This is a genomic window from Mucilaginibacter straminoryzae (assembly GCF_022953055.1).
GTDB classification, from domain to species: Bacteria; Bacteroidota; Bacteroidia; order Sphingobacteriales; family Sphingobacteriaceae; genus Mucilaginibacter; species Mucilaginibacter straminoryzae.
Genome location: NZ_JALJEJ010000003.1, coordinates 107,604 through 132,622, shown reverse-complemented (window position 1 = coordinate 132,622; position 25,019 = coordinate 107,604). Strand labels below are relative to the sequence as shown.

20 protein-coding genes are annotated in these 25,019 nt (G+C 43.8%); 14 read left to right on the top strand and 6 right to left on the bottom strand.

The features are described 5' to 3' along the window. Positions 1-388: 388 nt before the first annotated feature. From MUY27_RS07770 to MUY27_RS07760, 3 genes are all read left to right on the top strand, one after another. Positions 389-1,774, top strand: coding sequence for a S41 family peptidase (locus MUY27_RS07770; RefSeq protein ID WP_245129438.1), 1,386 nt, complete (start codon positions 389-391; stop codon positions 1,772-1,774). A 204-nt stretch (positions 1,775-1,978) separates the two neighbouring features. Continuing rightward, positions 1,979-3,055, top strand: coding sequence for a sensor histidine kinase (locus MUY27_RS07765; RefSeq protein WP_245129437.1), 1,077 nt, complete (start codon positions 1,979-1,981; stop codon positions 3,053-3,055). Positions 3,056-3,169: 114 nt separating this feature from the next. After that, the gene (locus tag MUY27_RS07760; RefSeq protein ID WP_245129436.1) at positions 3,170-6,058 is read left to right on the top strand and encodes a TonB-dependent receptor; all 2,889 of its coding nucleotides are present in this window, start codon (positions 3,170-3,172) and stop codon (positions 6,056-6,058) included. A gap of 2 nt (positions 6,059-6,060) precedes the next feature. On the opposite strand, the gene MUY27_RS07755 is transcribed toward MUY27_RS07760, so the two are convergent. Then, a complete protein-coding gene (locus MUY27_RS07755) occupies positions 6,061-7,494 on the bottom strand; it encodes a phytoene desaturase family protein (RefSeq protein ID WP_245129435.1) in 1,434 nt (477 codons plus the stop codon). 158 nt (positions 7,495-7,652) lie between these two features. Between MUY27_RS07755 and MUY27_RS07750 the strand changes: the two genes are divergently transcribed. Further along, entirely contained in the window at positions 7,653-7,991 is a 339-nt protein-coding gene (locus MUY27_RS07750; RefSeq protein ID WP_245129434.1) for a zinc ribbon domain-containing protein YjdM, read from the top strand. A gap of 149 nt (positions 7,992-8,140) precedes the next feature. Further along, a complete protein-coding gene (locus MUY27_RS07745; protein ID WP_245129433.1) occupies positions 8,141-8,983 on the top strand; it encodes a glycerophosphodiester phosphodiesterase family protein in 843 nt (280 codons plus the stop codon). A 51-nt stretch (positions 8,984-9,034) separates the two neighbouring features. Here MUY27_RS07745 and MUY27_RS07740 read toward each other — a convergent pair whose 3' ends face one another. The 4 genes from MUY27_RS07740 to MUY27_RS07725 form a co-directional block, all read right to left on the bottom strand. Continuing rightward, positions 9,035-10,168 (bottom strand): TIGR03364 family FAD-dependent oxidoreductase, encoded by a 1,134-nt coding sequence (locus tag MUY27_RS07740; protein WP_245129432.1) that lies wholly within the window; start codon positions 10,166-10,168, stop codon positions 9,035-9,037. Further along, entirely contained in the window at positions 10,165-11,481 is a 1,317-nt protein-coding gene (locus MUY27_RS07735; RefSeq protein WP_245129431.1) for a DUF5690 family protein, read from the bottom strand. The genes MUY27_RS07740 and MUY27_RS07735 overlap by 4 nt, the downstream gene beginning before the upstream one ends. Further along, positions 11,478-12,173 carry an HAD hydrolase-like protein gene (locus MUY27_RS07730; protein WP_245129430.1) on the bottom strand — a complete coding sequence of 232 codons (696 nt, stop codon included), beginning with the start codon at positions 12,171-12,173 and terminating at the stop codon, positions 11,478-11,480. Before MUY27_RS07730 ends, MUY27_RS07735 begins: the two co-directional genes overlap by 4 nt. A gap of 77 nt (positions 12,174-12,250) precedes the next feature. Next, positions 12,251-12,829, bottom strand: coding sequence for a helix-turn-helix domain-containing protein (locus MUY27_RS07725; protein WP_245129429.1), 579 nt, complete (start codon positions 12,827-12,829; stop codon positions 12,251-12,253). 147 nt (positions 12,830-12,976) lie between these two features. On the opposite strand from MUY27_RS07725, the gene MUY27_RS07720 reads away from it, so the two are divergent. The 5 genes from MUY27_RS07720 to MUY27_RS07700 all read left to right on the top strand — a co-directional run bounded on the left by MUY27_RS07720 (position 12,977) and on the right by MUY27_RS07700 (position 21,014). Next, positions 12,977-13,567 (top strand): phosphonate degradation HD-domain oxygenase, encoded by a 591-nt coding sequence (locus MUY27_RS07720; RefSeq protein WP_245129428.1) that lies wholly within the window; start codon positions 12,977-12,979, stop codon positions 13,565-13,567. 163 nt (positions 13,568-13,730) lie between these two features. Continuing rightward, complete coding sequence (locus MUY27_RS07715) at positions 13,731-17,006, top strand: SusC/RagA family TonB-linked outer membrane protein (RefSeq protein WP_245129427.1); 3,276 nt, start codon at positions 13,731-13,733, stop codon at positions 17,004-17,006. Between the two features lie 17 nt (positions 17,007-17,023). Continuing rightward, positions 17,024-18,607, top strand: coding sequence for a SusD/RagB family nutrient-binding outer membrane lipoprotein (locus MUY27_RS07710; protein WP_245129426.1), 1,584 nt, complete (start codon positions 17,024-17,026; stop codon positions 18,605-18,607). Between the two features lie 53 nt (positions 18,608-18,660). Beyond that, a complete protein-coding gene (locus MUY27_RS07705) occupies positions 18,661-19,893 on the top strand; it encodes an alkaline phosphatase family protein (protein WP_245129425.1) in 1,233 nt (410 codons plus the stop codon). 20 nt (positions 19,894-19,913) lie between these two features. Continuing rightward, positions 19,914-21,014, top strand: coding sequence for a sulfatase-like hydrolase/transferase (locus MUY27_RS07700; RefSeq protein ID WP_245129424.1), 1,101 nt, complete (start codon positions 19,914-19,916; stop codon positions 21,012-21,014). A gap of 111 nt (positions 21,015-21,125) precedes the next feature. On the opposite strand, the gene MUY27_RS07695 is transcribed toward MUY27_RS07700, so the two are convergent. Further along, positions 21,126-22,067: a LysR family transcriptional regulator gene (locus MUY27_RS07695; protein ID WP_245129423.1), complete on the bottom strand. Its 942-nt coding sequence runs from the start codon at positions 22,065-22,067 to the stop codon at positions 21,126-21,128. 89 nt (positions 22,068-22,156) lie between these two features. Between MUY27_RS07695 and MUY27_RS07690 the strand changes: the two genes are divergently transcribed. Genes MUY27_RS07690 through MUY27_RS07675 form a run of 4 tightly spaced genes read left to right on the top strand, consistent with a single transcriptional unit; the run spans position 22,157 to position 25,016 of the window. Next, positions 22,157-23,593 carry an NADP-dependent isocitrate dehydrogenase gene (locus MUY27_RS07690; protein ID WP_245129422.1) on the top strand — a complete coding sequence of 479 codons (1,437 nt, stop codon included), beginning with the start codon at positions 22,157-22,159 and terminating at the stop codon, positions 23,591-23,593. A gap of 11 nt (positions 23,594-23,604) precedes the next feature. Next, positions 23,605-23,856, top strand: a complete 252-nt coding sequence (locus MUY27_RS07685; RefSeq protein WP_245129421.1) for a hypothetical protein — start codon at positions 23,605-23,607, stop codon at positions 23,854-23,856. A 33-nt stretch (positions 23,857-23,889) separates the two neighbouring features. Further along, the gene (locus tag MUY27_RS07680; RefSeq protein ID WP_245129420.1) at positions 23,890-24,720 is read left to right on the top strand and encodes a DUF6671 family protein; all 831 of its coding nucleotides are present in this window, start codon (positions 23,890-23,892) and stop codon (positions 24,718-24,720) included. Between the two features lie 17 nt (positions 24,721-24,737). Continuing rightward, a complete protein-coding gene (locus MUY27_RS07675; RefSeq protein ID WP_245129419.1) occupies positions 24,738-25,016 on the top strand; it encodes a hypothetical protein in 279 nt (92 codons plus the stop codon). The last annotated feature ends 3 nt before the right edge of the window (positions 25,017-25,019 follow it).

Genomic DNA, 25,019 nt, shown 5'->3' with positions numbered 1-25,019 from the left:
TATGTGCTTGTTAAAACACCGTGTCGTCGCCAGAATCGACCGCTTTATCTCATTGTTAATTGCCCTTTGATATTTTGTAACTTTATTTGCCCTGATGAAAAAACTGATAGAAAAGCGGTGGCTGTATAATGCCGTTCCGGTATCGATCTGATTTTTGCTGCTTGTACTCCCTTTTCTGAGTAACAGGACGGGATGCCCGCAGATATGTATTAGCGGTTTTTGAAGAACATCGTATTAAACAAATTCTTCCTATTGGTCATCTTTATGCGCATGCCTATTTTGTATATCCGCTAATCTGCTCAAAGGGAATTTATTGGTACCTTTTATCTTGGTGATCATCCGAAGACTATATTTGGCAGCTATCATTTTTAAAATCAGCTTAATAAGCATGAAAGTACTAATTGCTATACTAACGCTTAATTTTTTTTTCGTTAATATCATTTGGGGACAAACTCCAAGGAGATATTCGCCATCTGAAATGAGGCAGGATGTAGATAGCTTGATAAAATACTTAATTGAAGCCCATCCTAATCCTTTTTATAGGTATCCAAAAGCTTCCTTTTTTAAAGACGTTTTCCGTGTCAAAAGCCATCTCAATAGAAATTTAGATAAGATGGATTTTTACTTACGAATAGCGCCGTTGCTTGGAAAATTGGATGATGGCCATACCGATATTCATATCATGCAATTTTATGATAGCCTTAATCCAATCATTCTTCCATACAATGTTAAGTTATCGACGAAAAGGCCCTTTATTAATTGTTTAGGACCCTACAAAGGAATTAAGACGGCATTGCCTACCGGTGCTGAGATCATCAGTATAAATAATATTTCTGCTCAAAAAATAGTAAACGATATTATAGACTTAAATACAGGCGAAAGCCGTCTATTCCGAGCGGAGTTCGGTGCAACGCGCTTTTATTTTTATCTTGAAGCGCTTTATAAAGCAAATGGTCTCTATCACGTTAAGTACAAACACAACGGCATTGTTAAAGACATTACTTTAAAAGGTATACGTAAAAACATCCTTGATGAATTGGCTAAAAATCAAGCCGATGGCAATGTACATTCTGATCCTGTTTATTCACTTCGGCTCTTGAATAACAATCAAACAGCAGTTATTGATTTTAAAAGCTTTGAGTGGGATGGGTTTAAGGCCTTTACCGACTCAGCGTTTACGGTAATAAAAGAAAGACATGTCCAAAATCTTATAATTAATTTAATAGATAATAGCGGGGGCGACTCAGACGTTGGTGACGCATTTTTTCAATACATTTTAAATAAACCCTTTACACAATATGCCAAAGTGCTTGAAAAAAACAGTGCCTTGTTAAAGCAGCGTTTACTTGAACACCGTTTGGGGAAACCGCTTGATAGTGCCGATAAAGCCTTACTTGCCAAGCCCAATGGATCATTGGACACGGAATATGTGGACAAGATAAATATTGGAGACAATCCGTTACGGTTTAATGGACGGGTTATAGTCTTAGTAAATATTGAAACTTATTCTTCAGCATCAGACTTTGCGCAATGTTTTAAATACTATAAAAGAGGGATTGTAATTGGCGAGGAGACTGGTGGGCTAATTAAAAGCTATGGAGATATAGTAACTGCTCATCTACCACACAGCGGGTTGGCGTTAACGGTTTCGAGTAAGCTTTATTACAATATAGGAGCGAATGAAAACGACTGGAGAGGCGTAATTCCTGATATATATTCGTCGCCCGACCAGGCATTACAACGTGCTTTGAAATATATTGACGGTAAAAAATAGATATTAATTAAATCCCTGCTCGAGTATTTATCTCATATATTTTTAGAGAAACCTTATAAAGGCCTGGTAATTAATCGACGTCCGGCGATTATGTGTAGACAAAGAAGCATATACGTTCTTGTAAAACACCGTGTCGTCGCCACAATCGCCCGCTTTATCTCATTGTTAATTGCCCACTGATATTTTGTAACTTTATTTGCCCTGATGAAAAAACTGATAGAAAAGCGGTGGCTGTATAATGCCGTTCCGGTATTGATCTGGTTTTTGCTGCTGGTACTCCCTTTTCTGAGCAACAGGGGTGGGATGCCCGCCGATATGCACTACCGTTTTCTGAAGAACATCGTATTAAACAACTTCTTCCTATTGGTTATCTTTTATGCGCATACCTATTTCGTATATCCGCTAATCCGCTCAAAGGGAATTTACTGGTACCTTTTTACCTTAGTGATCCTGCTTTCATCCTATGTATTATTTTGGTACTTCTTTACTTCTCCTTATGCCCATCGTAACGAGTTCCGTCCCCCACATAATCAAAAGCGTCCGGATGAACCACATGGTTACGGGCCGCCGAGGGTTCGCCCGTTTGATATCTATCCGGCATTCGCTCCTTTGTTGGCAATACTTTGTAGTTTCTGTTACCGCATTATTATAGACAACATCGCCAGGCAGGAGCTGCTGAAAGAGCGCGAGAATGTCCATTTACAAACAGAACTCAATTTTCTGCGGTCGCAAATCAGCCCGCACTTTATCTTTAACGTACTGAATAATCTGACCTCCCTCGCGCGGAAGAAATCTGACGACCTGGAACCGGCCATCATCAGCTTATCACACCTGATGCGGTATATGCTCTATGAAAGTGACGATAATAAAGTTCCGCTACCGAAAGAAGTAGATTACCTGAAAAGCTATATCAGTCTACAAAAATTGCGTTTCGGAAGTAATGTAACCGTCCGTATCAATATTACGGGCGATATCCAATCGTTTATGATAGAGCCGATGTTGCTGATACCCTTTGTCGAAAACGCTTTTAAACATGGCACCGGACTGATAGAGAACCCGGTTATCCTGATATCGCTTGCAGCGGATAACGAGAAAAAGAAACTTCAGTTCAACGTGGTAAATACGGTCAACAAAGCCGATGAATCAAAAGACCGCGCTTCGGGCATCGGGTTGGCAAATGTAAAACGGCGACTGGATATTCTTTACCCGTCCCGGTACGAGCTGTTGATCACCAACCAGGATAACCATTTTACCGTTAACCTTGGCCTTACGCTTTCCTGATTGATACCCTTCTACTCATTTTAGCTGTCGCATTAAAAACCTTTCTTGTCTCTACATTTAACTGCTTGGTATACTTTATTTTCAGTGCCGTAATGTAATCTATACCCTTGTGGTATGGAAAAGAAAAACCAGCAGATTTTACACGTGGTTAGCGTGTTTGTAATTCTAACGCTGATATTTACCGCAATAAGCCAATGCAGTGTTGCACAAACGCTAACCTCTGTTTCCGGGATTGTAAAAGATACCACCAACGCAGCAGTACCCGGGGCAGTAGTAAAACTCTTTACAGGTATAGATAGCACCTCTACCGTTACCAATACCAACGGAAGCTTTAGTTTCAGCATTGTTAAAAGCAGGCAGTTTAAATTGCGAATAATAGCATTGGGCTATCAATCTTACAGCAATAGCTTTGTTGTATCGCAAACCGGCCCCTCTTTTTCTGTAGGTACGGTTATGCTAAAAACCTCCAGCACGTTGCTGAATACAGTAAACATCGTAGATGTAAATCCCGTTAAATTAAAAGAAGATACGGTTGAATTTAATGCCAACGCTTACAAAGTGCGCCAGGGTGCACCGGTGGAAGATATGCTAAAGAAACTCCCAGGTGTGGATGTCGATAAAAGCGGCAACGTTACTTCCCAGGGAAAAACCATCACCAAGGTGCGTGTGAACGGGAAGGACTTTTTTGGGGGTGATGTAAAAACAGCTACCCAGAACCTGCCTGCAGAATTGGTTCAAAACATCCAGGTGATAGATGATTATGGCGATCAGGCCAACCTGACTGGGATCAAGAGCGGGGATCCTGAGAAAGTGCTGAACATCAATATACGCCCGGATAAAAACTATGGCTATTTTGGACAGGCGACTGCCGGCGAGGGCGGGGATGCGCAGCAAGGCGTTTTGAAAAAAGGAGAGGATAACAGGTATGTTGCTTCTGCAAACTTGTTCAGCTTTAATGGCGACAGGCAAATTGCAGCATTGGCTAATTTTAACAATACCAACACCAGTCTGTTTAGTTTTGGATCTGGCGGCCCGAGGGGCGGAGGGCCGGGTGGACCGCCTCCCGGAGCAGGAAGCAGCTCAAACACTAACGGCATTACTACCGCCCGCTCAATAGGGTTAAACTATCGCGATCAATGGGGTAAGAAAGTGACAGTATACGGCAATTACAGTTTCGCTGACAATACAACCAATACCATCAGCTCCAGCATACAAACCAATAACTCCTTAACATCGCCAAGCGTTAATAATGTAAGCAATAACCAGACAGATGGTAAAACCAACCACCGATTTAACTTTAATCTGGAGTATAAGATAGACACGATTAATTATTTAAAAATCACACCGAATTTAACCTACGCGGGTGTAAATACAGATCAAACCCAATCGAGCAACTTAACCAGGAACGGATCTGTACTTACTAATTATAATCTTAATTCTACCTTAAATTCCACCTCGCCTAATTACGGCGGTACCGTATTGTATAACCACCGGTTTAATTCGCACGGCAGAAATTTCAGTATTAGTGCCAGTGGCGGTTCTACCTGGCTTACCCAAACACAAAACCCGGTTTATAATTACTTAGCGGGCATTGCTACTGCACCGGCCAATCAATTGATTAGTACAGACGTAAAGTTGGACAGCGTTGGAACCACCTTATCTTATATCGAGCCATTAAGCAAGCGCAGTTACCTGGAAGCTACTTATGCATATAAATATTCAAAAACAACTTCTGACAAAGAGACTGATACCCTTACCGCGAACGGAAACCGAAACCGGTATAACTTATTAAGCAACGATTTTTATTACACATTTGTCACCAATCGTTTCGGGTTGAATTATCGCTTTATCGAGAAGAAATACAATTATTCGTTTGGGGTATCTGCGCAGCCCGCCACTTTAATTGGTCATTCGGTCACTACTGGCCTGGATACCCGCAATACCACTTATAATTTTGCTCCGTTTGCGCGGATGGTCTATAACTTCTCCCGTAACCAGTCATTCGTTTTAAACTACAATGGATCGAACAACCAGCCTACTTACAGCGAGTTGCAACCAGTTATAGATTTCTCAAGTGCATCTTATCCCATTCAGGGCAATCCATATCTAAAACCCGAGTTTAACAATGTGCTTTCGCTGCGCTATAATAAATTCAGTTTCGAGACGGGGAATGTGTTCTTCAGTAACCTTTCCTTTACCCAAACCAATAATAAGATTGTCGCTAACAGCATTACCTATCCTTCGGTTTATACCCCAAATTCCAAACTCGCGGGAACTATTCTAACGCAGTATTTGAACGCCGCCGGCTTTTATTCTGCAACGGGTTCATACATGTGGGCAAAGCCATGGGAGAAACGTAAATATACTTTGTTCCTGAATGGTAATGTGACCTATAACAACAACATCTCTTATATCAGTAACGTAAGTGCCGTTGATTATGCAATGCGTAGTGAGAAAAATATCGCTAAAAATCTGATACTAACCCAGGGTGCACGTTTTCGCGCTGACATTACCGATGTAATTGATGCGGAAGCCAATGCGAGTTACAGTTTAACAAAGACTGATAACTCACTGTCAACAAATAATATAAATAATAATTTCAGGACGATTACGCTGGGGGTTTCTGGTAAAAATTACTTCTTTAAAGATTGGACACTGAGTTACGATTTTTCGAAGGTTATTTATCAGGGTTACCAGGGAGCTACCAATCCTAATATTTTAAATGCTTACGTTGAGCGGCGTTTCCTGAAACAAAATGTTGGAACGTTGCGCTTGTCTGCATTCGACTTGTTTAACCAGAATACCGGTTTCACCACCACGCAAACCGGCAGTTACATTACCCAAAGCGAATCAAACAGGTTAGGACGTTACTTCCTGCTTAGCTTCACACTACGGCTGCAAAAATTTGCAGGTAAACGACCTTTCGGCTCGCCGGGTGATGGCCCGGGTGGTATGCGTGGACCTGGCGGTTTTGGCGGTCCGCCTCCGGCAGCCGGTGGCTAATCTTACCGGAATACGTCTTTCAGCGCCTGCTTAGCAGCATGATAACCGCACATGCCGTGTACACCACCGCCGGGAGGGGTTGAGGAAGAGCAGATGTACAACCCTTTTGCAGAAGTGCGATATGGCGATAAACGTAAGGCTGGCCGGGTAAATAATTGGGTAATATCGATCACACCGCCATTGATATCGCCGCCGATATAATTAGGATTGTAAGCTTCCATCTGCATGGTATTAAAGCTATGTTTTGCCAATATGCGCTCTTTAAAACCCGGTGCGAAACGCTCTACCTGATCTTCTATTGCTGCGGTCATGTCCCGGGTAGATCCGTTAGGCACATGGCAGTAAGCCCATGCCGTATGCTTCCCTTCGGGTGCGCGCGTATGATCAAAAACCGAAGGTTGTGCAAGTAGCACAAAAGGACGGTCGGGATGAGCGCCCTTGGAGGTTTGCAGTTCACTTGCCGCAATTTCCTCTAACGTTCCGCCCAGGTGTACGGTACCAGCCTTCCGGCACCCCTCGGCAGTAAAGGGAATAAGTCCATCTAAAGCCCAGTCGATCTTAAAAACACCCATACCAAAGCGGTAACGTTGCAACTGCCTGGTGTAAATGCTTGAAAACCTTTCGCCTGCAATCTGTAACAGTTGCTTGGGCGTTACATCAAAAAGCAGAGCCCTTGAAGATGGCAACTGCTTTATACCGGTGATGTAGGTGCCGGTCTCAATTTTTCCGCCAAGCGAAACAAAATAGGCAGCTAATGAATCAGCAATTTGCTGCGAGCCACCCTCTGGCAGCGGCCATCCCTTTAAGTGACCATTCGCCATTAATACCAGCGCAACAGCGGCGGTAGCCAAGTTAGAAAGCGGCTGGATAGCGTGTGCGGCCATCCCCGCAAAAAGCCCCCTGGCTTCGGGCGTGCTAAAAGTATTGCCAAGTCGAGTAGCAGATTGTAAACCTTTTAAGCCAAAACTGGCTAAATCTAACGGATGTTTAGGGAAGCGTAATGGGCCCAGAACATCAGCCGCCAATCCCGGCCATGAGGCAACTACCGGACCTAAAAGCTTTAGGTAACGATCCTTATCGACGCCCAGTAATGCCGCGGTTTCCTGTAAGGAATTGGTAAGTATCGCCGCTGTTCCGCCATCGAAAGGATGCGCAGCATTAACTTCGGGATAAATGTATTTCAGCCCAAACTGCTCTAAAGGAAGTGTTTGAAAAAAGGGTGAACCAACAGCAAGCGGATGAATGGCCGAACACATATCATGCTTGAAGCCCGGTAGGGTAAGCTCTGCCGTCCGCAGGCCGCCGCCGATGGTTTCCTTTCCTTCGAGCAATAATACAGACAATCCCTCGCGCTGTAGCACAATAGCCGCAGCAAGTCCATTCGGGCCAGAGCCTACCACAACGGCATCGTAATCATATGTTGCTTTATTTGTCAAACCTTACAAACCTAACAAACGCAAATCCAATTGGCTTGAAATAATTTTTTATGTCATTAGTCTTATAATAAGAATGTGATTTGGGACTTCAACGCCTCTGATAAGTACAATAAGCGATATATATTACGCTAATATGGTATATTTGCAAAAAAATAAACATGTTAGAATTAAGTCCCTGCCCGCAGTGTAAATCCACTTATACCTACGAAATGGATAATCTGCTGGTGTGCCCGGAATGCGGCTTCGAATGGAACGCAGAAGAAGCTGCTGACGCCGAAACCGGTTTTGTAGTAAAAGATAGCAATGGTAATGTACTGCAGGATGGCGATACGGTTATCACAATAAAAAATCTTCCCGTTAAAGGATCTTCACAAAGTATAAAAGCAGGCACAAAGGTTAAAAACATCCGCCTGGTTGACAGCGACCATAACATCGATTGTAAAATCGACGGCTTCGGTGCGATGGCTTTAAAATCAGAATTTGTAAAAAAGGCCTGATCTGTATCAGCAATAGATTTTGAAGAAGGTTCAGCCATGGATGTTGCCGTAAATTATTGAACGCAATTAATCATCCATTAAACTTTCCTGAACATCCCGGTAATATCACTTGATTATTTTCGGCTTCTTCAAATTCTATATCTGTTACTATGTTTTCGCATTTAAACCGCAGCGTGCAGCAATCTGCTTTCGCTTTATTAGCGCTTTGTACTTTCAATTTTCAATCCAAAGCACAATCAAATCCGTTGCCTAAACCGAGGCACCGTTTTACGGTAATCGCCCATCGTGGCGATCACGTGAAGTTCCCGGAAAATACGCTGGAAGCTTATGCCGAGGCAATCAAGAACGGGGTTGATTATGTAGAGATTGATTTAAGGACCACACGCGACAGTGCGTTGGTAAGCATGCACGACGGGGCAGTAGACCGGGTGACAAACGGCAAAGGACAGATTAAAGACCTGACACTGGCCGAAATAAAACAGTTAGAGGTAAAAAGCCGCGATAGCCTGGATAAGAAAACCTACCACATTCCAACCTTTGAAGAGATTCTTAAACTCTGTAAAAGCCGCATTTATATTTATATCGATTTTAAGAATGCGTCTGCATTTGCGGTCTACCAGATGCTGTTAAAGTTTGGAATGGAAAAGCAGGTGATTGTCTATATCAACAGCGAAGAGCAGTTGAAGCAATGGCGAAAGGCTGCACCGGCTATGCCGTTAATGCTTAGCCTACCAGGGAATGTAAAGACAGCCGAAAAACTTGAGGAGTTTCTGAGTAATGCAAAGCCTGATCTGCTAGACGGCGATTGGAAAGATTATACCCCGGAAGTAGTAAAAATGGTACACGAACATCATTTGCAAATCTGGCCGGATGTTCAAAGCCACGATGAAGACGAACACTGGGACAGTGCCTTGTCATTAGGTTTTGACGGTTTGCAAACAGATCACCCGGCTGCGCTTATCAAGCACCTGAAAGAGAAAGAAGTACGATAAACAGCTGTTTATAGCAATAATCCCCGGAGGTAAATACCCGGGGATTATTTTTTATACGGAAAGCTGGCCTGCTATCAATTGTTCGCAAAGGCCAAAAGAAAGCGTCATGCCATTGCCGCCCATACCGTTTATCACGGTTACGCCGGGGGCCGGTTTTGCAATAAACTCTGTTGCACCGTTCAGCATTTTAGGGTAGATACCATGCCATGACTGGATCAGACGCCAGTCTTTAAAAGTGGCAAAACTTTTCAGGTAGCTGATGATCATATCGTTGATAAACTGTTTATCAAACGGATCATGCACCAAACCATATTCGTGCGAATCGCCGATGGTAAGCTCGCCGCCTGCGTTTTGCGAAACCATTACATGGATTCCCCATTTTAGGTATTCGGCAAATTCGCTTTCATATCGCTCCCTCAATTTTGAAAGCGAAGGTGCTGCTTTAAATCCGGGATAGTGGATCATAGACAAACCGCCACACAACGACGGGCCTATGCGCCAGTTATCTTCCTGGGCGGTTAAACGCATCATCTGCAGCTTACATTTAGTGATACCGGCTTCCAAAAAAAGTTCTGGATAGAGTGTTTCAAAATCGGCGCCGCTGCATACGTAAATTTCATCGGCTTCCCACTTTTGTCCGGCATTGTAGACTGCTGAAGTTTCCACCCGGGTGATAGCGGTATTCCAATGGAAGTCTACGGCATACTTTTCTTTCAGGTAAGCGGCGATTTGGCCTATGGCGACCCTGGATTCTACGATCATTTCTTCGCCACTCCAAAGCGCGCCTTTAAGTCCGTCTGGATTTACCGCCGGAGATTTCGCAAGTGTTTCCGCCGGATTCAGCAGCGCACAGTTTCGGTATTCGTGGTTAATGGCTGCATATTCGCGCATTACCGCTAATTCATCGTCATGGTAAGCCAGGTGCAATGAACCTGTTTCATTATGCCAGATATTGGCTTCGTTACAAACCTGCTTCCAGATGCTTCGCGAAAGCATCGCACGTTCAAACAGCTGCCCGGTAGCTTGTCCGATTGGCCATACCATGCCGAAATTTCTGATAGAAGCCCCTACAGCCTGTTCGTTGCGTTCAAACACGGTTACACGGTAACCACGAACCGCCAAAGCCCTTGCGGTGGCGAGGCCTACAATGCCTGCGCCTATGATTATTGCCGACTTATTGCTCATACTGCTGAAATTTTTAAGGAAGAAGATTTGTCTTTATTTTGCCGGTGCGCCGACTGCATAAAATAAATAAGTGAGGATAAAGCAGCTAAGCCGCCGATTACCGCCATCCAGATCACAGCCTGCCCAAAAAACGTTCCCCATGAAATAGAGGTATGCCCGGTTTCTTTCAGGATCAGGATGCTGACACTGCCCAGGTAGCCGGTAAAGTCTGCCACATACATAATAAAACCAACATTGCTTTTGTAATGGAACGAAGCAATTAAACGTTCGAAAAAAATAGCGTTATAAGGCACATAGCCCATAAATAACCCCAGGCCGGTTATCGTCATCCAGGTGACCGCATTGATCTGATGAAAATGAAATAAAATCGAAGCAATGCCTGCACTCAAACAGCCGGCAATAATCATCCAATGGATCAGTGCGAATGCTTTCAGGTTATTCTTCACCAGGATCAGTAAGCTCATGATCACCAACACAATTATAGAAATCGTAGAATCTGTACGGGTGAAGATGGTATTATCTTTAATACCCAGGCTGGCCCAGATTTCTACTTCAAAATTATCCCTGATGTCGCGCATGATGGTCAGCAACAGGTAGATCACAAGCGTGAGTACAATACCGGGTAAAAAACGCTGGATAAAAGCTTTACGCTCAGCCGCGTTCATGGGCTGCCGTTTGGAGCGTAACTGAACGTCCATCGCCGTGGGCGGCGGAATCAGTTCAAGGCAGTAAACAAACAAGCATAAAGGTAATACGAATACGGCCCCTGTTAAAAATGGCATCCAGTATTCGTTGATATGAAAAACCGATAGGAATGTTCGTCCAACGGTTTTAATGAAACCGGAAGCAAAGATCAGGCTGACGGAAAGCACAGCCGCCATAAATTCGGTAGAGCGGCGGCCTTCCAAATAACTGAATACCAAACCCCAGATGACACCTAACGGAAATCCGTTGATAAATAAAAAGACGATGTTGTAGGGTGGGGGTACCACAGCGAATGCTAATAACGCCAGCCAACTGATACCAATCAGGATTAAAATATACCTGCCGCGGTTGGCGGCATTTAGTTCTGCTATAAATTTTATTCCGTATAGTTTACTTAAGGTATAGCCGATCACCTGCGCAATCACCAGCAGTACTTTATAATCCATATGCAGAAATTGCTGATGGCTAAACGTGGCTGCTGTAAAGGCCTTTCTGAAAGCATACATAGACGTATAGGCGCCAAAAGCCGCCACACCCGCCAGTACAGAAAGCACACTGTAGGGAAGTTGCGCTACTTTACGCTTTAGAAACGCGGTAATGGGTTTCATTCTGCCTTAATCAGTTCCAGGATATCAGCAACGTTATCGATCACATGGTGGGGCGAAGCCTTCAGCAGTTCCTCGCGCGAATAGATACCTGTAGTTACACCGACAACCAGTTTGCAACCGGCATTTAATCCTTCCTCCATATCCACAGCGGTATCACCTACTTTTACTACCTGTTGCGGATCTTCCACCTGCGCGTAATACATCAGCTTTTGGATCATGAAAGGATAAGGGCGACCTTGTTCAACCTCGTCAGAACCGATCACGTAATCAATCAATCCTTTCTCCTGCCATTGAAGACGGCCGATAATCGCATCCGCAATATTGCGTGTGAAGCCCGTATCCAGGCCAACTTTAATTCCAAGTTGATGCAAGGCCTCAAAAGTTTCCTCTACCTGTGGCAGAGAACTGATGCCCGGACTGGTGCGGTAGTGCGCCAGCATCATTTCTACAAAGGTTTCGTGGATCTGGTTGATCAGTTCAACCGTAACCTTATCGCTGTTCGGTTCGTGCTTATCCAGCAGCATTTTAATAGCTACTGTTTTCTGGTAACCCATAATCGGGTCTACATCATCAAAAGAGACGGTATATCCGTAAGTCTCCATCGCGTTGATCAACGCACGGCTAACGTCATGGGCTTTATCTTTAACTGTAGTGCCCGCTAAATCAAAAACAACCAGTTTTATCGGTTTCATTAGTATTGCTATTGTTTAGCAATACTAAAATCTGTTTATTAATATTAAACAAAATCAATATTAAAAGATCGTGAAGATTATTGGATACTATCTTCAAAGAAATAGATCACAATCATCCGGGCAGTTTTTCTGCCTATATTATAAGGTGTATGCGGCAAAAGGCCGTTGAATAGAATAGAGTCGCCTTCGTTTAATACGTAGTGCTCATTCTCAAACTGGTATTTTACTTTTCCGCTCAGTACATATTTATATTCGAAAGCTTTGGTTTCAATTAACGGCCGGTTAGCGCCGGGAGCCAGTTCGAGCAGAATAATGTCAACCGTAGAGGATTTAATTACTTTGGAAAAAATACGTTGGTAAAGGAAGCCCTCAGCATTCTCTTTTTCAAAAGACTCGTATTCTTCTTTTCTTTTAACCAGTACGGGATAGTCGGAAGCAGGGCGTATATCTTTAAAAAAAACGTTCAGGTCTATATCCAATGCTTTTATAATATCAATCAATACGATGAGCGATGGTACGGTACGCGAGTTCTCTATTTGCGAAATTAAACTTTTGCTTACGTTAGCCCTGGTAGCCAGTTCATGAACAGTGATATTTTTCTCGCGGCGCTTTTCTTTTATCCTGTTACTGATCTGGATAAGTATATCTTCCTCCATTGTGGTTGTTTGGTTCCCGAATTAATAAATTAAGTTACAAACGGGCAAATAAGAATTGCAAAAGTTTTAACCTCTTCAAATTTGATGATAATTTATTAATAAGCCGATAACATGTGCCTGGCTAACTTTAGGTGTTATTTGAACACTATGGATTTAGACAGACCCGAACTTAAACAAATTGTTGACGAAGTTTTTGACTTGTACGAGAAGCACGGCGATGAGGACTATATCGGAGAACCGGTTTCGCAAATAGAACACATGTCGCAGGCGGCAGCTTTGGCCGAAGCCGAAGGTTATGATGACGAGGTGATCCTCGCCGCTTTCTTTCATGATATCGGCCACCTTTGTGCAGATGCCGGTGAAGCGGGCAGCATGAATGGCATGGGTAATGTAGACCATGAAAAACTGGGCGAAGAGTATTTACTACAAAAGGGATTTTCGCCGCGTATTGCTTCGCTAGTAAAAAGCCATGTAGAAGCGAAACGATACCTTACTTATAAACACCCTGAATACTACGCGCAATTATCGCCGGCCAGCAAAGCAACCCTGGAATTTCAGGGAGGGGTGATGTCTGCCGATGAAGCCGAAGCATTTGAAACCCATCCGGATTCGGCCCTGATTATACGCATGAGACATTGGGACGATCTGGCAAAAGAATCGGACGTACCGGTAAACAATATCGAAAAACTGAAAGAGAAAGCTTATCAGCATTTAGTACATCGTTCTATTAATGCTTAAGGTTAAGTTTTTGTAAGCGTATTATCACTGCATTATTATTTCTCTTTTACAATAATTTTAATCACCCCCTAAATCATAAACTAATCTTAACGCAAACTTTGTTTACAAATAATGAACAAAGTTTAATATTGCTGCAAATGCTTAACCCTAACATTTACAGCAAATGAAACAATTTTACTTGCGAATCAGGGCAGTGGCAATGTTGCTGCTCTGTTTTGTTTCCCTTACGGTTTCTGCTCAAAATCAAATCAGCGGTACCGTTGTGGACGAAAAAAACGAACCCCTTCCGGGCGTTTCCATCACCATTTCAGGATCAACAAAAGGCACTACGACAGATCTCAATGGCCGCTTTTCTATTAAAGCCGCGCGGGGTACTGTATTGCGCGTTAGCTTTGTGGGCTACATTACCCAACAAGTAACGGTAACGGACAGCCGTCCGCTTACGATTTCCCTGCGTGCAGATACCAAATCACTAAACGAAGTGGTGGTAACCGCACTGGGTATTAAAAAAGAAACCCGCCGTGTTGGTTACGCCCTGCAAACGGTAAACGGTGAGGACTTAACCTTAGCCCGCGACCCTAACCCGGTAACCGGCCTTATTGGTAAAGTGGCTGGTTTGTCAGTCGGCCCTTCTGCAGAGTTGTTAGGTACACCTAACGTAAGCATACGCGGTAATACTGTTTCATTATATGTAGTAGACGGTATTCCGATCAACACTGATACCTATAATATCAGCCCTGACGATATTGAAACTTATACCGTTTTGAAAGGCCCTGCTGCTGCCGCGCTTTATGGTAACCGCGCTTCTTATGGTGCGATACTGATCACCACTAAAAAAGGTAACAAAAACAAAAAAGGCCTTACGGTAGATATTAACAGCAGTACAGTAATCAATACCGGCTTCCTGGCGTTTCCCCGCGTTCAGCATTCATTCGGTCCGGGTGAAAATGCTTTTTATGAATTTGTGGATGGTAAAGGTGGTGCACCAGGTGGTGTAGACTCTGATTATGATATCTGGGGACCGTACTTTGCCGGCCAATTAATCCCTCAATATGACAGCCCCGTTATCAACGGCGTTCGCCAGGGAACACCATGGACAGCCAGAGGTACAGACAATCTGAAAAACTTCTTAAGAACCGGTTATCAAACCAATAATAATATCGCGTTATCATCAACAGGCGAGAACTATACCACCAGGTTTTCGGTTTCACAACAGCATCAACAAAGCTATATCCCCGAACAATACCTGGATATCTTTAACGGAAACTTCTACGCCTCATTTACCCCAACATCGAAATGGAAATTTGAGGGTAACGTTAACTTCAACCGTCAGAACACTGATAACTTCCCAGACGTACAATACGGCCCTAACAGTTTGATCTATAACCTGGCGATCTGGACCGGCGCAGACTGGAGCGTAAATTCTCCGGATATTAAAGCTATCTGGCAACCTGGTAAAGTAGGCGTTCAATCGCAGTTTGAAGAATATACCCGCTACCACAACCCATGGTTCATGGTGAAAGAATGGACACGCGGACACTACAAGAATGACGTGTATGGTTACCTGTCAGGAAACTATAAGATCAACAGTAATCTGAACGTAACCCTGCGTTCTCAGTTCGATACCTATGACATCCTGCGTACCGAGAAAATGCCGTTCTCTGCCCACCCTTACGGACGTGAAGGCAACCAGGGCGACTACCGTGAAGACCGCCGTAACCTGTTCGACAACAATAATGAGTTGATGTTGAACTATGATTACACCGTTAAGAAGTTCCTTAACTTATCTGGTACTGTTGGTGGCAACCTTCGTAACTTCACCTATAACTCCAGCTGGACATCTACAGATTACCTGAACGTACCTGGTGTATATTCTTTCAGTAACTCTAAGAACCCGGTACAATCTACCAGCTTTAGTTCAGACATGCGTGTGATGAGCGCCTATTACTCGTTAGATGCCACGTTCGGTAAATATGCTACTATTTCAAGTACCGGCCGGGTTGATAAATCATCAGCATTCCAGGTGCCTACAACTTACTATTACCCAAGCTTGTCAGTTGCTACGGTTATCTCTGATTGGGTAAAACTGCCGGAATTTATCACTTTCCTAAAAGGCAGGGCTTCATACTCCAATATCCGTTCCGACGCTACTTCTACCACCATAGGCCCTGCACCGTTTAACTCAATCACTACATTCGGGGGCAGCACAGGTTCATCTCTGTTCACAAATCCGCTGGGATATGGTGCGGCTTATACTTCGCCTTATAACGGTCCGGATTATTCGCTGAATACTTCCTATTCTACAAGTAAGCCATATAACAACCAAACTGCAGGTTACGCTTCTAACTACCTGTATCAGAATGGCATTAAGACCAGCACCCGTGTGAATTACGAGGAAGGTTTTGACATCCGTTTCCTGAAAAACCGTTTAGGCTTTAGCGGAACAGCGTTCCAATACATAGACGGTCCTCGTATTTTACCTAACGCTATTTCAACAGCAACAGGTTATACTACAGAATATCTTAACGCCTTGAAAACTAAAAAGACAGGTTACGAAGGCTCTTTAAATGGTTCACCTATCAAAAATCTGGGCGGCTTTAGCTGGGATGTATTGGTAAACGTATCTACTTACAAAGAGGTATTTAAAGAACTGCCACCGGGACAAGACGTTTATCAAACCTTCTTCCATAACGGCGACCGTACCGATAAACTGTATGGTAGCGCATTTGTACGATCTCCCGACGGACAGATCATTAACGATGCTGCAGGCAAACCGTTGATTAATCCTGTACGCCAGTACCTGGGTAACATGAATGCCAAATACCAGTGGAGCGTTTATAACAAAGTAAGCTATAAGAACTTCGCCCTTGGTTTCCAGTTTGATGGTTCTGTTGGCGGCGTGATTGTAGATTATATGCACAACAAAACCATGCGTGGTGGTGCAAACATAGAAACCGCGGAAGGTGCTCTTGGCGATGCGCGTTACCAGGATTGGAAAAACTTTGGCGTAAGTGGTTATAACGGTTCTTATGTTGGCCCGGGCGTAGTAATTACCAACGGCGCTAATATCACTTACAACTCACAAACCGGTGCTGTAAGTTATGACAAAGCACCACAGTTTGCCGCCAATAAACAGACAGCTTTTGTTCAGGATTATGTAAGTAAATACTATAACGCAGACGAAGCTAACCTGATGAGCAAAACCTTCTCTAAACTGCGCGAGGTTACTTTAAGCTATGATATTCCAACCCAATGGCTGCAAAAGAGCTTTATCAGAAAGGCTGCGTTCTCTGTTTACGGTCGTAACCTGCTGTATTTCTATAAAGACAAGCGCTTTAAAGACGTAGACCTGGACCAGTACAATTATGCAACCTCATCAACCGGGTTACAGTCGCCAACAATACGCAGTTATGGATTTAACTTCAATCTGTCATTCTAATTACCAAGAGTAAAATCATGAAAAAAGCGATATATCAATTTGTTCTGCCCGCAATGATCCTCATCGGAGCGTCGGGCTGCAAAAAAAGCTTTGAAGAGCTTAGTGAGAATAAAAACAAACCAACGAGCGTTCCTGCATCACTGTTATTTACAGGTGTAGAGAATTCAATGGTAGATCTACCGGATTCGCAAAACGAGATTTATGGCCAATATTACCTGTATAACTACGATTATTATGGTAACAACCGCTATGATTTCGGTTCTGGCGATGACTACTATACCGTTTTAAAAAACGTACAGGCGATGGAAGACCAGGCTATCAAAGGTGGCTCGGGTACCGTTAACCCATACAGTGCCTTGGGCAAGTTCTTCCGTGCGTACTTCTTCAGCAAAATGAGTCTGGAGATGGGGGATATCCCGATGTCGCAGGCATTACAAGGGCTTAATGCACTCAACCCTGTTTATGACAAACAGAAGGATGTAATGAAACAATGCCTTGGCTTATTGGAAAGCGCCAATACAGATCTGGCAGCTTTAATTGCCAAAGGCGATAATACATTAGCCGGCGATATATTCCTGGGCAACAATCTGGCGCAATGGCAAAAAGTGGTTAACGCTTTGCACATCCGTCTGTTGATCCAATTAAGTAAAGTTGCCTCAGATACAGACCTGAATATTCCTCAGCAGTTTGCAAGCATCTTCACTAATCCGTCTAAATATCCGCTGATGACTAGTGCCGCAGATAACCTGCAATACAACTTTATTGGTACTATTTCGCAGAACTACTATCCGCAAAATCCGGATAACTTTGGTCAAAGTGGTTCACGCAAAAACATGTCGTCTACCTACGTAGGCTTGCTTACCCAACTGAAAGACCCACGCGTGTTTGTTACCGCAGAGCCTTCACGTTACCTTGTGGATAATCAAAAACAAAGCCCTACAGATTTTGCTTCGTTTGTTGGCGCCGATCCAGGTCTGGACTTAGGGGTGATGTACAACAATGCTGGTCAGCAAAAATACTCGTTCCTTAACCGTAAACGCTATTATTCAACTTACACCGGCGAGCCGAGCATACAGATTGGTTATGCCGAGCAAATGTTTAATATTGCCGAAGGATTATGGCGCGGATGGGCAGTTGGCAGCACAGAGGACTATTACATTGCAGGCATTAAAGCCTCTATGGCATCTTACGGTATTCCAGAGAATGGTAGCTTTACCGCTTATTTCTACCGTCCAGGGTCTACCAGCGTAATTAATCCTGCCAACTACGACACTTATACCATCAACACCAACTTTAATAACTACTATGCGCAGTCGGCCGTGAAATTCACTAATGACCCAGCTGGTTTAACCAAGATTCTGCAACAGAAATACCTGGCTTTATTCCGCCATTCGGGTTTAGAATCATACTTCACCTATCGCCGTACCGGTGTGCCAACATTTACTACCGGCCCTGGTACAGGTAACGGTGCGCGTATCGCATGGCGTTTCCAATACCCATCGGCAGAACGTACAGCCAATACAAAAAACTACACAGATGCGCTTAATAGCCAATATGGCGGTAATGACGACATCAACGGTAAGATGTACATCTTAAAATAATCATCCGATATTAGGGAGCTGCATACATCACGCAGCTCCCTTTTTCTATCACCATGAAAAAACTATCAGTATTAATTATCTCGCTGTTTTGCTTACCGGCCTTAGCACAGGTTAAGAAAGCCGTTTTTGTGATTGCAGATGGTATCCCGGCAGACGTTATCGAACGATTGAAACTGCCCGGCATGCAGCAGATCATCAATGAAGGCGCTTACATCAGACTGCACGTTGGCGGCGATAGGGGAACCTACAATGAAACGCCTACCATTTCTGCAGTAGGTTACAACAGCTTGCTTACCGGCACCTGGGTGAACAAGCATAACGTGCCCGATAATGATATTAAAGAGCCTAACTACCATTACCCGACAATCTTCCGTTTGTTTAAAGATCAGTACCCACAAAAAAAGATCGGCGTTTATTCGAGCTGGACAGACAACCGAACCAAGTTGGTTGGCGATAACTTACCGCAGACAGGTCAGCTGAAAGTTAACGATTTTGCTGATGGCTATGAGCTGGACACCATCCATTTTAAGCATGATAAACAGCGCGACTTTATGCACCGGATTGACGAGCAGGTAATATCTAAAGCATCTGAAGCGATCAAAACAAAAGCACCAGACCTGTCATGGGTATACCTGGAGTATACAGACGATATGGGGCACATGTATGGCGACAGCCCGCAGATGGAAGAAGCAGTTAAAAAACTGGATCAGCAACTGACAAGCCTTTACCAGGCGATCAACTACCGTAAAAAGCAATATCATGAAGACTGGCTGCTGGTGGTGACTACCGATCACGGCCGGGACGAAAAAGCAGGCCACAATCACGGGGGGCAATCAGACCGCCAGCGGACTACGTGGATGATTACCAACAACCACAACCTGAACAGCTATGCACAATCCGGCGATGCAGCTATTGTTGACATTATGCCTACACTGGCGCGCTTTTTAAAAGTAAATATTCCGGATTCTACACGACGCGAAGTAGACGGTATACCATTGATTGGTCCGGTATCCATCGCGAATGCAAAAGCAACTTACATACAGGGTACTATCAGTTTAAGCTGGAGTCATTTCACGCCAGAAGGAAAAGTTAAAATATGGGGTAGCACCACCAATAACGTTAAAACCGGCGGTAAAGATGAATATTTCTATTTTGGTGAAGCCAACGTGAAGGATGGCCACGCACTGGTTGATGTAAAACAACACCCTTCCAATTTTTATAAAATTGTGCTTCAAGGGGCATACAATACCGTTAATACCTGGGTAATAGTGCCAGGTACCAAGTAACAATCATTTAACTTTTAGCAATGGAAATTAAGAAAATGCTATTTGCTGCACTTGCCATGATGGGAAGTGTTGCTGCATCTGCACAACATATTAAATCGCCTAAAGTGGTATTGGTAACCATGGACGGTTTCCGCTGGCAGGAAGTGTTTCGCGGGGCTGACTCTGCGCTGATCAACTCAAAATACACGGACGATAAAGAAGAAATTAAGCAATTGTTCTGGGCACCTACAGCGGCACAACGCCGAAGCAAGCTATTACCTTTCTTTTGGAATACGTTGGAAAAGAAAGGGCAGCTTTATGGCGACCGGGACGAGGATGGAAAAGACCAGGTACTAAACCCCTATAATTTTTCTTACCCTGGATACAACGAGATCCTGACCGGTTTCCCTGACGTGCGCATGAACACTAATGACCCTATTCCAAACCCAAACATGAACGTGCTGGAGTTTGTAAACAAACAAAAGGGTTTTGAAAATAAAGTGGCCGCATTTTCTTCGTGGGAGGTATTTCCGGCTATCCTTAATGCAAAGCGTTCAAAATTGCTGGTGAACTCGGGTTTTATGGATTTTACCAAATCTGATGCCGGCGACCGTTTGAAATACATCAGTAAAGTTCAGCATGAGGCTACCAAGATACTGGGTGAAAAAACAAGGCTTGATTTTGCCACTTACGAGATGGGTTTCGAGTACATGAAGCAATATAAACCCCGTTTTTTATACTTGGCGTTTGATGAAACAGATGATCTGGCCCATGAAGGTTTGTACAAGCTGTATCTAAAACAAGCTCATTTGGAAGACAAATACTTGTCTGATCTTTGGAACTATATCCAGCACGACCCATACTATAAAGACCAAACTACATTGATCATCACCTGCGATCATGGTCGCGGCGAGAAAGATCCTAATACCTGGACCGGACACGGACAGGATATTAAAGAGTCTAACCAGACCTGGTTTGCCGTTATCGGCCCTGAAACGTCAGCAAAAGGTATCATGAAGGGGCAGACTTACCACAACCAGTTAGCACAAACTATAGCAAACCTGTTAGGCCTGGATTTTAAGAAAGCTGCAGACCATGAAGTAGGAGCGGCCATCAAAACCGTTTCTGATCAAATTAAATAAGCCCCTACCTAATAAACAATAAAATCAGCCATAGAAAGAACAAATGGCTGTAACCATCCCTGCGAATTGACCATCGCAGGGATTTTTTGCATCTAAAAAGTACTGCATTTTTTAGTGTTTGTGTGCTTTTTGAGCAAGATCTATCCATGAAAAGCTTTTATTTATAATATCGGCTTTATGTGTTCTCACATACTCCAGGTAGTTGACTGCCAGCGGCGAAAGTTTTTTATTTTTCAGCCAGATCAGCCGCCAGTCTGACATGATGGGGAAGCCCGCCACGGGTACAATCTGTAGTTCGCCGTTATAGATTTCGTTACGTATACCGATTAGGGGCATAATGGAATAACCAAGGCCAGCTATTACGGCCTGCTTTACTGCTTCGTTAGATGTTAACTCCATTTTCTTTTTTACCTTAATTTTTGTTCGCTCAAAAAAGCTTTCCATAATCAGGCGTGTTGCAGAACCCTGTTCGCGGTAGATCATTGGTACCTGGTTAAAAATCTCTTTTGTTTCCTTTGCCGTCTTAGGCATGTGATCCTTGTTACCAACCAGGTATAGTTTGTTTACCACCAGCAGTTCTTCGTCAACTTTCAATCGGTCTGGCAACACCGAAACCAGCCCGAAGTCAACCTCGTTATTCTCCAGGCTTTGGATCACTTTAGATTTATTCGTGACGTCAATGGTCAGGTCGACACCCGGGTGTTCCTTCAAAAAATCAGACAGGAAGTACGGCATTACATACTTGCCGGTAGATGCCGAAGATATTTTTAAACGCCCGGATAGTATCCCTTTAAAGGCTGCCGTGCGGTAATCTATTGCTTGTACCTTGTCTAATATTTCATTAGCGAGTTCAGCTATCTCTTTGCCAAAATCTGTTACATATAACTGTCTGCCAATTACTTCTGTAAGCGGAATATCGAACTGGTCCTGAAAATTTTTCAGCTGGATAGATACGCCGGGCTGCGTAAGAAATAGTTCTTCTGCTGCTTTAGTGATGCTTTGCGTTTGTACCACTTTTACAAATACCTGCAATTGATGTAAGGTGTAATTCATAAACTTTACTTATGTATAACATAGTAAATATAAATAAAAATAAATGAAATACCCGATTTATGTTTGTACCGATAACTCAACAATAGATCATGAAAAAAATCACAGTAGCTAAAGGCGACGGCATCGGACCGGAAATTATGGACGCAACGCTGAGCATTATTATGGCAGCGGGTGCGCAGATTGAAATCGAGGAAATTGAAGTCGGAGAAAAAGTGTACCTATCGGGTAATACCTCTGGTATCGCAAAGGAATCATGGGAGAGTATCCGCAGAAACAAAGTATTCTTAAAGGCCCCGATTACCACCCCGCAGGGCGGCGGTTACAAAAGCCTGAACGTAACTACCCGTAAAATGCTCGGCTTATTTTCTAACGTTCGTCCTTGTAGCAGCCTGTATCCGTTTGTGCCAACTAAACACCCTAACCTGGATATGGTGATCATTCGTGAGAACGAAGAAGACCTGTATGCCGGGATAGAGCACCAGCAAACAGACGAGGTGATCCAATGCCTGAAACTGGTAAGCAGACCGGGTTGCGAGAAGATTATCCGTTACGCGTTCGAATATGCAAAAACGCACGGTCGCAAAAAGGTCACCTGCTTTACCAAAGATAACATCATGAAGCAGACAGACGGTTTATTTCATAAAGTTTTTGACGAAATAGGTGAGGAGTATCCTGATATAGAAAAAGAACACTGGATCATTGATATCGGTGCGGCAAAGATGGCTGACACGCCAGAAATATTTGATGTCATAGTAACACTGAACCTTTACGGCGATGTGCTTTCAGACGTAGCAGCGCAAATTGCGGGTTCTGTCGGCTTGGCAGGTTCTGCAAACATCGGCGAAGAGTACGCCATGTTCGAAGCCATCCACGGCTCTGCTCCGCGTATTGCCGGGCAAAACAAAGCAAACCCTTCGGGCTTACTTCATGGCGCTATCATGATGCTTAACCATCTTGGGCAGAACCATGTGGCAGAACGCGTTCACAATGCCTGGTTAAAGACATTGGAAGACGGCATCCATACTTACGATATCTATCGCGAAGGGGTAAGCAAGCAAAAAGTAAGCACCAGCGAATTTGCCGATGCGATTATCGAACGCCTCGGACAGGTGCCATCCCAACTGAAGCCGGTTAAATACGAAAGCCGTAACCCAATCCACCTGCCGGCCTACCAACGTAAGGCTGCCGCCGATAAAGCCCTGCAAGGTGTAGACCTGTTTGTACACTGGCGCGGCGAAGATGCCAATGAACTTGGCCATATCCTGAACGATCTGAAGACCGAGCACCTGCAACTGACCATGATCTCTAACCGTGGCATTAAGGTTTGGCCTGAAGGATTTAAAGAGACTTTCTGCACGGACCACTGGCGTTGCCGCTTCTCTGCAGAAGGTGGTTCACAGCCTTCAAAAGAAGAGATCATTAAACTACAGGAACTGGCTTACCATAAAAACCTGGATGTGATTAAAACAGAGAACCTGTATCAGTTCGATGGTAAAGCAGCTTACTCATTAGGTCAGGGTCAATAAAAATCAGAACAATGGAAATTCAACTTATCAAAGGAAGTTTTGAGGCCAAAGAGGCCGCAGAACTACTGAACAAGCTCTTCAAAAGTAAGATACAGTTCCACGAAAGCAAGATCAACAATGAGGAACTGAATGAAGAAGATATTAAAATGCGCGAACGCAGGATCATCGAATTACAAAATGAATTAACGGCTGCCCTGTCTGCCGTTAGGCAAAAGGCAACCGGTGTCGAGCTGAATGCGACAGTACGTATCTCGCTTAATTAATTAATTAATTAAAAGCAAAAAAAGAGACTGAGGATGTTCAACGGGCGGGATATTGTGATTGCAACTATGCATGGCAAAGAGATGGTAATTGCACCCCTACTTCAAAAAGAGTTGGGTGTAATTGCCCAAATCCCGCCAATGTTTGATACAGATCGCTATGGCACTTTTACCGGAGAAATAGCCCGTAATTTAGATGTATTAGCCGTAGCGCGGCAAAAGTGCATAGCGGCAATGGAGCTGACAGGCTGTTCGCTTGCCGTAGCCAGTGAAGGTTCTTTCGGCCCGCATCCTCAGCTCTTTTTTACCGGTTGTGATGATGAATTAATGCTATTTATAGACCGCGAAGACGATCTGGAAATATTTTGCCGAAACATCAGTCTTCACACCAATTTCGGCAGGGAGGAAGTCAGCACCGAAGAAAGCCTGATGGCTTTTGCTAAAAAGACCAAGTTTCCTTCACATAAGCTCATCTTAAGGGCGACTAAAGAACATCAAACCAAATTTATTAAAGGGATTGACACCTGGGAAGGTTTACTGGCAAATTACCGGAACCTTAAAGGCAGCAAAATAGAAGCCGAGACAGACATGAGGGCGATGAACAATCCCAGCCGTATGATGGTGATTGAGCAAACCACCAGGAAGCTGGTTGAGAAGATAAAACGCTGCTGCCCGCATTGCCAGATACCAGGTTTTGATGTGGTGGCTATTGAACCCGGCTTGCCCTGCGAGATTTGCCATCAGCCTACAGAATCTGCTTTAGCACATGTGCTCGGTTGTAAAAAATGCGGGTTCGAGCAACGCAACCTTTATCCGCGAGGCCTGAAGGTTGAAGAAGCAACCTATTGTCAATATTGTAATCCTTAAAAACCAATTAAAACAACATGGAAAGTTCAAAAGAATTTAAGCTGATAAACGGCACATTTAAGCCGGCCGATGCCGGCGCGCTGATCAGGAATTTTTATAGTGAAAAAATCCGCTACCATAACCGGCAGCTGCTTTACATGATAGAAACCCAGCAAGGCGATCGCAGCCAGGTAGAGGCAAAAATTGCCGAATTAGAAAGTACAAGGCAGGATATTAGCATTTTTTTGGAAACTAAAGCGCAGGAAGATAGTTTTGTGGAAGTTAAAGGTAGTATATCAATCACTTTTAATAGATAATTT